This is a genomic window from Psychrobacter sp. A3 (assembly GCF_028823565.1).
GTDB lineage: Bacteria > Pseudomonadota > Gammaproteobacteria > Pseudomonadales > Moraxellaceae > Psychrobacter > Psychrobacter celer.
Genome location: NZ_JAPEHS010000101.1, coordinates 1 through 7,933 on the forward strand (window position 1 = coordinate 1; position 7,933 = coordinate 7,933).

Annotated in this window: 6 protein-coding genes, 2 tRNA genes and 4 pseudogenes; 10 read left to right on the forward strand and 2 right to left on the reverse strand. The window is 45.6% G+C overall.

Annotation, left to right across the window (positions count from 1 at the left end):
* Window positions 1-295 precede the first annotated feature (295 nt).
* The 9 genes and pseudogenes from NK638_RS11050 to modB all read left to right on the forward strand — a co-directional run bounded on the left by NK638_RS11050 (window position 296) and on the right by modB (window position 5,552).
* A complete protein-coding gene (locus NK638_RS11050; protein WP_274633061.1) occupies window positions 296-1,600 on the forward strand; it encodes a molybdopterin molybdotransferase MoeA in 1,305 nt (434 codons plus the stop codon).
* 67 nt (window positions 1,601-1,667) lie between these two features.
* Window positions 1,668-1,781: pseudogene (locus NK638_RS12540) on the forward strand (GTP 3',8-cyclase MoaA); the annotation flags it as partial.
* A 60-nt stretch (window positions 1,782-1,841) separates the two neighbouring features.
* The gene (gene moaB, locus NK638_RS11055) at window positions 1,842-2,381 is read left to right on the forward strand and encodes a molybdenum cofactor biosynthesis protein B (protein WP_274633062.1); all 540 of its coding nucleotides are present in this window, start codon (window positions 1,842-1,844) and stop codon (window positions 2,379-2,381) included.
* On the forward strand, window positions 2,374-3,144 hold the full coding sequence (gene mobA / locus NK638_RS11060; RefSeq protein ID WP_274633063.1) for a molybdenum cofactor guanylyltransferase: 771 nt from the start codon (window positions 2,374-2,376) through the stop codon (window positions 3,142-3,144). The genes moaB and mobA overlap by 8 nt, the downstream gene beginning before the upstream one ends.
* A pseudogene (locus tag NK638_RS11065) lies at window positions 3,141-3,365 on the forward strand (cyclic pyranopterin monophosphate synthase MoaC); the annotation flags it as partial. The gene mobA and the pseudogene NK638_RS11065, both read left to right, overlap by 4 nt.
* A gap of 131 nt (window positions 3,366-3,496) precedes the next feature.
* Window positions 3,497-3,739, forward strand: a pseudogene (locus NK638_RS11070) (MoaD/ThiS family protein).
* A gap of 110 nt (window positions 3,740-3,849) precedes the next feature.
* Window positions 3,850-3,972, forward strand: a pseudogene (locus NK638_RS11075) (molybdenum cofactor biosynthesis protein MoaE); the annotation flags it as partial.
* A complete protein-coding gene (modA, locus tag NK638_RS11080; RefSeq protein ID WP_274633064.1) occupies window positions 3,965-4,804 on the forward strand; it encodes a molybdate ABC transporter substrate-binding protein in 840 nt (279 codons plus the stop codon). The pseudogene NK638_RS11075 and the gene modA, both read left to right, overlap by 8 nt.
* Window positions 4,805-4,850: 46 nt before the next feature.
* Window positions 4,851-5,552: a molybdate ABC transporter permease subunit gene (modB, locus tag NK638_RS11085; protein WP_274633065.1), complete on the forward strand. Its 702-nt coding sequence runs from the start codon at window positions 4,851-4,853 to the stop codon at window positions 5,550-5,552.
* Window positions 5,553-5,736: 184 nt separating this feature from the next.
* Here modB and NK638_RS11090 read toward each other — a convergent pair.
* Window positions 5,737-5,813, reverse strand: a tRNA-Asp gene (locus NK638_RS11090).
* A 50-nt stretch (window positions 5,814-5,863) separates the two neighbouring features.
* Window positions 5,864-5,939, reverse strand: a tRNA-Val gene (locus NK638_RS11095).
* Between the two features lie 211 nt (window positions 5,940-6,150).
* Between NK638_RS11095 and NK638_RS11100 the strand changes: the two genes are divergently transcribed.
* Complete coding sequence (locus tag NK638_RS11100) at window positions 6,151-7,806, forward strand: cardiolipin synthase (RefSeq protein WP_274633066.1); 1,656 nt, start codon at window positions 6,151-6,153, stop codon at window positions 7,804-7,806.
* The last annotated feature ends 127 nt before the right edge of the window (window positions 7,807-7,933 follow it).

The window sequence follows — 7,933 nt, forward strand, 5'->3', positions numbered from 1 at the left end:
GAGCGACTAAGCTTACTATTTTTACCTTCGAATCGTCTAAAAAATAGTCTCTGTCAGTGCCATGGTTGAAGGTTCAACACGCCCTAATATTAAGCTGTTAAAGAAGGCATTTTGCTCACGTTCTTGCTAGGCTCTACAGTAAGCCGTTAACAACTACAACAAAAAGCACCTTATTAGGTGCTTTTTTTGCGCTAATCTAGGATTGCTATATCAGCTATAGTCAATCTGATACGCGAGAAAAATAGCTGCTCATTGAGCGATTTAATAGCCGTCAAAAAAAGAAGAGTACCCTTTTATGATTACTATGGAAGCCTTGCAATTAGCGATAAAAGCGCGCGTAGAAGATTACAATAATAATGATTTTTCTCTAAGGCAAAGAGCTGTTAGGACGTGCGCTTTGCAAGACAGCAGCAATCAGATACTGGCGCAAGATATCGCCTCGCCTTTTGATATACCCAGACAAAACCTATCGTCGATGGATGGTTATGCTATCGCGCAAGGCAGCGAACTATCGGCAGATAGCACTATCGAGATCATCGGTGAGTCACAAGCGGGCAGCGCTTATACAGATCGGCTTGTAGCAGGGCAGGGCGTACGGATTTTTACAGGGGCGGTGGTGCCTGATAGCTGCGACACCGTCATCATGCAAGAAAACACCAACTTTGCAAAAATAAAAGACACAATCGACAAAGCAAGGCCTTATCGGGTAACACTGACCCAAGCGGCCAAAGTGGATAGCAATATTCGCCGGCAAGGCGAAGAGATAGAGGCAGGTGAAGCGGTATTGACAGTCGGTAAGCGCATAAACCCTGCTGATATTAGCCTACTTGCAAGCTTAGGTATCAGCCAAGTCAGCGTCTTTGCGCCGCTTATCGTCGGGCTACTGGCAACGGGCGATGAGCTGGTGGCTGTCGGTGATGAGCTGACAAGTCTAGCGCAAATATACAACTCCAACACCCCAACGTTAAAGACTTTGCTGGCTGGTTTGCCGATTACCATTCGCGACTACGGCATTATCCCTGATGATTTGGATAAGACCACGACTGCTATTAATGAGGCTATGCAAGACTGTGATGTGCTAATCTCGACCGCTGGCGTGTCGGTGGGTGATTATGATTTTTTGACTACCGTCATCGAGCAGCTCGGGCAAATTAACCATTACAAAGTGGCAATGAAGCCTGGTAAGCCTTTTGTGTTTGGGGAGCTTGCTAAAGATTTGGATAAACCAGTACTGTACTTTGGCTTACCTGGTAACCCCTTATCGACAGTCGTTGGTACGCTACAGTTTGTGCTACCGGCACTATGGCAATTATCAGGCGCGCGCGTATCTGAGCAGCCGATGCAAATACATATCAAGGCTAAACTAACAAACGACATCAAAAAATCAGTCGGCCGCAAAGATTTTCAGCGCGGCGTATTGACGCAAAACGCTGCAGGCGAGTATGAAGTGGAGTGTTTTGCCAGGCAGCAGTCGCATAGAATCAAACAGCTTAGCCTCGCCAACTGCTTTGTCGTGTTGGACAAAGACAGTGGTGATGTCGCAGCAGGTAGTAGAGTCACGGTGCAACCTTTTCCTTGGCTCCATCAGGCGGATAGATGAGACGTATAAATCGCAATTGGCAGTAAATTATGAATGATGACAAGCTTAGCATCGGCCGTGCTCAACCGACTATATCAAAGACCGACTCATCACTTATCGCTTTATAGAATTTATGCAGACAAGCGACAACAGAGATCTGTTTTTTGCCCAGCATGCGCATTCGGATAGTATTATCGATTATCGGTGGGTAGGTCAGTTGTCACTTTTTTGATTATTTAAATCTGTATGTGAAGGAGTTTTTATGAGTAAGCCTGCCGCCCATTTTATACCGCTTAATATTGCTATTTTAACGGCTTCTGACAGTCGTACGCTGGCAGAAGATACTTCGGGCCAGTACTTAGCAGACAGCCTGACCGAGGCAGGTCATAACTTGGCTGATCGCAAGCTCATTAGCGATGATATTTATCAGATACGAGCAGTGATTAGCGGCTGGATTGCCGATCCAAACGTGCATGCGGTGATTACCACGGGCGGTACGGGGTTTTTTATTAGAGATAGCATGCCAGAGGCGGTGAAGGTCTTATTTGATAAATCGATCGATGGTTTTGGTGAGATGTTCCGCCTGATCTCAAAAGAGGAGATTGGCATGTCAACCGTGCAGTCGCGCGCCGTTGCAGGCATGGCAAATCATACTGGTATTTTTTGTTTGCCAGGCTCATCGGGCGCGTGCCGTACAGGGTGGGAGAGTATCTTAAAAGAGCAGCTCGATAGCCGTACGCGTCCGTGCAACTTTGTACCGCATTTTATGGCACAAAACCCGACTCATAATTCACATGACTGACGTTATAAAAGACTCGGCTCATTTGGTAGGCGTGGTCATTTTGGCAGGCGGCGCGTCCACACGGATGGGCGCGGCAAAAGCCCAGCTTAGATTGCCGACAGGTGAGCGTCTGCTGGATTATCACGTCAGACACACGCTGAATTTGGCTACGTTTGATACTGGTAACAATAAAAGCATCCCTATTATGATTGCTGATAATGGTCGCGGGTTTGACGTTGATTCAGCTTTAAAGAATAGCAACCCGCAAGCCGCTATCATGCACATTGCTGATTATGCTAGCGCTGATAGTCAAGATAAAAACCAAAATGAGAAGGTTGATAAAAGGATTGATGATAAGATCAAGACAAGCGGCGCATTGGTCGCTATCGAGTCGGCTTTGCAAACGGTAATAAAGGCTCAATCATTAAATGCGTTAACAGAAAACCAGTCATTATGGTTATTGGTGATTAGCTGTGATAGTCTGATAACTGCTACAGAGTTATGGCAAAAGTTGCAGCCGATAGCGACTCAAATAACCAAAAACCAAGCAGCTGATAAAAAGGTGATTTGCTTAGCTGATGACAGTCACTTATATCCGCTGTTAGGGCTTTATCCATTAAGCCTTGAGCCTGATTTAAAGGTCTATATTGATAATGGCGGACGGCGCGTGATGGCCTTTCTTCAGCCGATGGCGCAAGCGGTATCCTTTCCAAACAGTTGGCAGTATTTGACCAACTTTAATACGCCTACAGACTTTGAGCGCGCCTGTCACGCGATAAGATAGGTTTGAGCTTTGACTATGATGACAATCTTAACAGCATAACTGTCAGCGCTACGGTCAAAGTCACGCACAAGACGGGCGTTGAGATGGAGGCCTTGACGGCTGTAAGCGTGGCATACTTGATCATTTATGACATGACCAAAGCCATATCGCACGATATCGCCATTGGTAACGTGCGCCTAATCACCAAAACGGGTAGCAAATCAGAGTATCGTCATGCTTAGGATAATACAGTTTCGTTTTAATGATTAGCAGTGAAATGAAGCTGAATAGCTTGCACAGAATGGAGAGTATGATGAGCGCTATTAAAAAAACCGAACGAGCAACCAGCGCAGTAACCAACGGTGCCGCGGCGATGAGCATACAAGTTCTTTACTTTGCTAGCCTAGCTGACGCTGCCAATTGTCAACAAGAAACCATCAAGGTCGAGCCATCAACTTCACTAAGCGAGCTCTATGAGCGCTTGAGTCAAAAGCATGGCTTTAGTCATTCGCAACAAAAGCTGCGGGTGGCGGTGAATGATTATTTCGCTAACTAGACCGATCCGATTAATGATGGCGATAGTGTGGTATTTATCACCCCAGTCGCAGGCGGCTAGGCAAGGGAGTAAAGATAGTAAGTAGAAACCATGAGTAGAGATAATATATGATAGACAACGTCCACAGCCATTCTATGACCATCAAACGCAGCGTTTATGAGGTCTATGCCCATCGTTATCCAGCATTTGATGCCTGCCGCTGGATACTAGATACCATCAAAGCAGATATACCTGTGTGGAAGCAAGAGTATTACGAAGATGCTTCATCTAAATGGCTCAGCAACAATGGGTAGGTCACTAGCTGCTATTAGTACCTCTGCGTGTTTGCTACTGGCATTAAATGCTTGTACAGCAGATAACAGTACGAATGCAGAATCGGCGACTGCTACAACTGAGCACCAAACACTACGTATCGCTGCGGCAGCCAACTTATCTGATGTCCTACCTAATATCATTGATAGCTATCAAACAGATAGCAATATGTCGAATCAAGATAACTTAGATATCGAAGTCACTTACGCGTCTTCTGGCAAGCTATATGCTCAAATCAAGGCAGGAGCCCCTTATGATATATTCTTGTCTGCCAATCAAGAGTTTCCGGCAAAGCTGTCTGATGACAAGCGTAATAAATCTGTACAACCGTTTACCTATACCAGAGGTCAGCTTGCACTCTATAGTGTCACAAAACCTTTGAATGATTTTACGCCAGCATCGCTTCTTGACGCGTTTACAAGTGCTAGTTTTACAGATGATAGCAAGATTTCTATTGCCAATCCTGATCTTGCCCCTTATGGTGCATCTGCAAAAGCTTATCTGCAATCACACAAGATATATGACAAATTAAGCGCTCAGAAGAATCTGATACAGGCAGAAAATATTGGTCAAGTATTTCAGTACGCCCATACAGGTAGCGTGGATTATGGGTTTGTGGCGCAATCTCAGCTTGTTGCGATAAAAGCCAAACCTGAGCAGTTTATTACTTTGCCAAAAGCATCCTATCCAGCCATCTTACAAGATGGTATCGTTATCAATAATACAGTCCCAGCAGCGGCGTTTACTGATTACTTGCGCTCGGATGCAGGACAACAGCACTTCGCGCAAGCAGGCTACCTGCCCATTCAGTAATCCGTTAGACTAAACTCTCTACCTATAGAACGAGCCGTGACATTATATGATCGACCAGTCTCTTATGTCAGATATGCTCAGTCCATTTTGGGTGAGTATTAAGCTCGCTTCTATCACGACCTTGTGCTTACTGTTGTTTGCGACTCCTGTTGCTTATTGGCTTGCCAAACCAAGTCGAAAGAAGGCAGTTGGGCGTTTCAAAATTCTGCTTATGGGCATTATTGCTATGCCTCTGGTGCTCCCGCCTACGGTTATTGGCTTTTATTTATTATTACTGCTAAGTCCAAATATGGGTATCGGTAAATGGCTGATTGAGCACAATATTAGTCCGCTTATTTTTACCTTTGAAGGTCTAGTGGTTGGCTCTATTATTTATTCCCTGCCGTTTTATATTCAGCCAGTGTATGCACAGTTTTTGCGTATTCCCCAAAGTGTCACAGAAGTCGCGCATCTGTTAGAACCCAGTCGCCTGCGCCGCTTCGTCAAGGTAGCCTTACCGCAAGCGCGCGTGGGTATTATTTTGGGTGGTTTAATCAGCTTTGCTCATACCATTGGCGAGTTTGGCGTGGTGCTCATGATAGGCGGCAGTATTTCTGGTGAGACCAAAGTTGTGTCTATCGCTATATATGAGCAAGTCGAAGCGCTCAATTATGATGCCGCGCATATGATGTCTGGTATTTTGATTATCATGGGCGTAGTGATGGTGGCGTTGATTGCTAGTGTGAGTCGCATGAGTCAGCGTTCATAATACTAAAATACCTGCACGCCCGTTGGATGATTATAACTATTGCGAATACAAAATAGATGCTTATCGAAAGGTAGTTATATTAGAAGGAACATAGACAAAAAACGCAGACACAAAAAAACCTCAAACAATCTAATGTTTGAGGCGAAACTTGTATAAACTTTACAGTCTAAATTCGTTTTAAATATGGCGCAGCGGACGGGACTCGAACCCGCGACCCCCGGCGTGACAGGCCGGTATTCTAACCAACTGAACTACCGCTGCTTAGGTCGTCTTAGCATCTTGCCTTTATAAAAGGTTCACTTGCTAATAAGTGGTGGGTGATGACGGATTCGAACCGCCGACATTCTGCGTGTAAGGCAGACGCTCTACCAACTGAGCTAATCACCCGCTCTGTGGGTGTGTATTATATAGATTTAGATATGGCTGTCAAACGATATTTTGATTATTTTAGCGAATAATCGAAAATATATTTTTAAGCCGTTGATTTATTGTCATAAAATCTAAAAAAACAACAGTGTTTTCTGTAAAACACTTATGATAGTTATCTGTTGTTTGAAGATTAAAAGCTACTATACTACTGAATGTTTTGTAAAGGTCATTGATTTTATCTGAATGGTTGGAGGCGAGCATAGATACTTTTGCTATTGAACAGTACTTTACGACTTGGTCTTGGGGCGATTTTGCCGGATTGGGTCTGGTATTGCATATTGTGCTGATGATAGTAATGACGCTGCGTATCGTATCTGTGCAGCGTAATATCGGCGTGTCTATCGCTTGGGTTGCGGTTCTTTATACATTGCCGGTGTTTGGTTTTATCGCCTATATTTTGTTGGGTGAGCCGATGATTGGCCGCCGTTATCGTGAGCGGGTGGATCAAGCCAGTCTATTGATGAATGATATGGCACGGCGTGAGCATTTGGTGTTTGATCAAGGTCAAGAGCTGCTACCGCCCAACTATCGTGGTGTCAGTCAGATAGGGACGCGCTGGACAGGGTTTGGCGTGTTTCCAGGTCACAATATGCAGCTGTTGACAGAGCCGAGCGCGATCTTTAACAGCTTAATCGATGATATCAATGCCGCTCAGCGGACTGTTTTGATGGAGTTTTATATTGTCTATCCAAAAGGACAGGTACTAGAGCTGATAGAGGCGCTGGCTGCGGCGGCGCGGCGCGGGGTAGAGTGTCATCTGTTGGCCGATAGTGTGGGCAGTTTTAGCTTTTTTAATAGTAGCGCGCATCGTACGCTTGAGCGGGCGGGGGTGTTTGTCCATCAGTCGCTTCCTGTGGGCTTATTTAAGACGCTCTTTAAGCGCTCTGATTTGCGCAATCATCGCAAGATTGTGGTGATTGATGAGTATATTGGCTATATCGGTAGCTTTAATCTGGTGGACCCAAGGTTTTTTAAACAAAACAAAAACGTCGGTCAATGGATTGATGTGGCGATTCGGGCGACTAGTCAGCAAGCGATTAGTATCGCGACGGCGATGGCAAAAGTGGTGGTGACCGATATCGGCGCCGAAAACAACGAAAACCTAGATGCGCTCAATCAGCGAGTCAATAACTATACGCGAAAGCTCTATGTGATGGATCCGACCATCAACGACTTAAACAGTCGCGTAAAAGTATTGAGCGATCACATTGATTATCACGAGCAGCCAGATATTGGCTCGACGTCGATTGTGATACCCAAAAAACCAATCGTAAAAGGCGTGTTGGCGCAGCTCATACCCTCAGCACCGCAAGTCACAGCGCATGTGATTTATAACACTTTAGTGACGGTCATTCATCGCGCCAATAAACGCATTCGCATTACCACGCCGTACTTTGTGCCTGATGAGGCGCTATCAGGAGCGCTGACCATCGCCGCAAAGCGCGGGGTCGAGGTGACGCTGATTGTACCGGAAAAGGTCGATTCGTTTTTGGTGCAGCACGCCTCACAAGCGTATTATCAAGAGCTGCTAGAGGCGGGGGTCAACATCGCTTTGTTTACAGGCGGACTGCTGCATACCAAAACGGTGGTCGTCGATGATGACTATTGTCTCTTTGGCACGGTAAATATTGATATGCGCAGTTTTTATTTAAACATGGAGGTCAGCTTGGCGATTTATACGCCAGAGATGGTCGCACAGGTGGCAGACTGTCAAGAGGTGTATTTACAAAGCTGTCGCTATGTGAGTCTTGAGGCGTGGCAGCAGCGGCATGGTGCTGCGCGACTGTTTGATAACGTGGTGCGTCTGTTTAGTCCGTTATTGTAGCCTGTGGTATTTTAGGATAAGGTAAGCGGGTGCTCGCTGCCGCTTAGTAAGTGAGCTGGTTGATAAATGCGCTGTGTTACCGATTTTTGACTAGGGCGTGTTGAACATTCGCAAATAGGCACTGCTG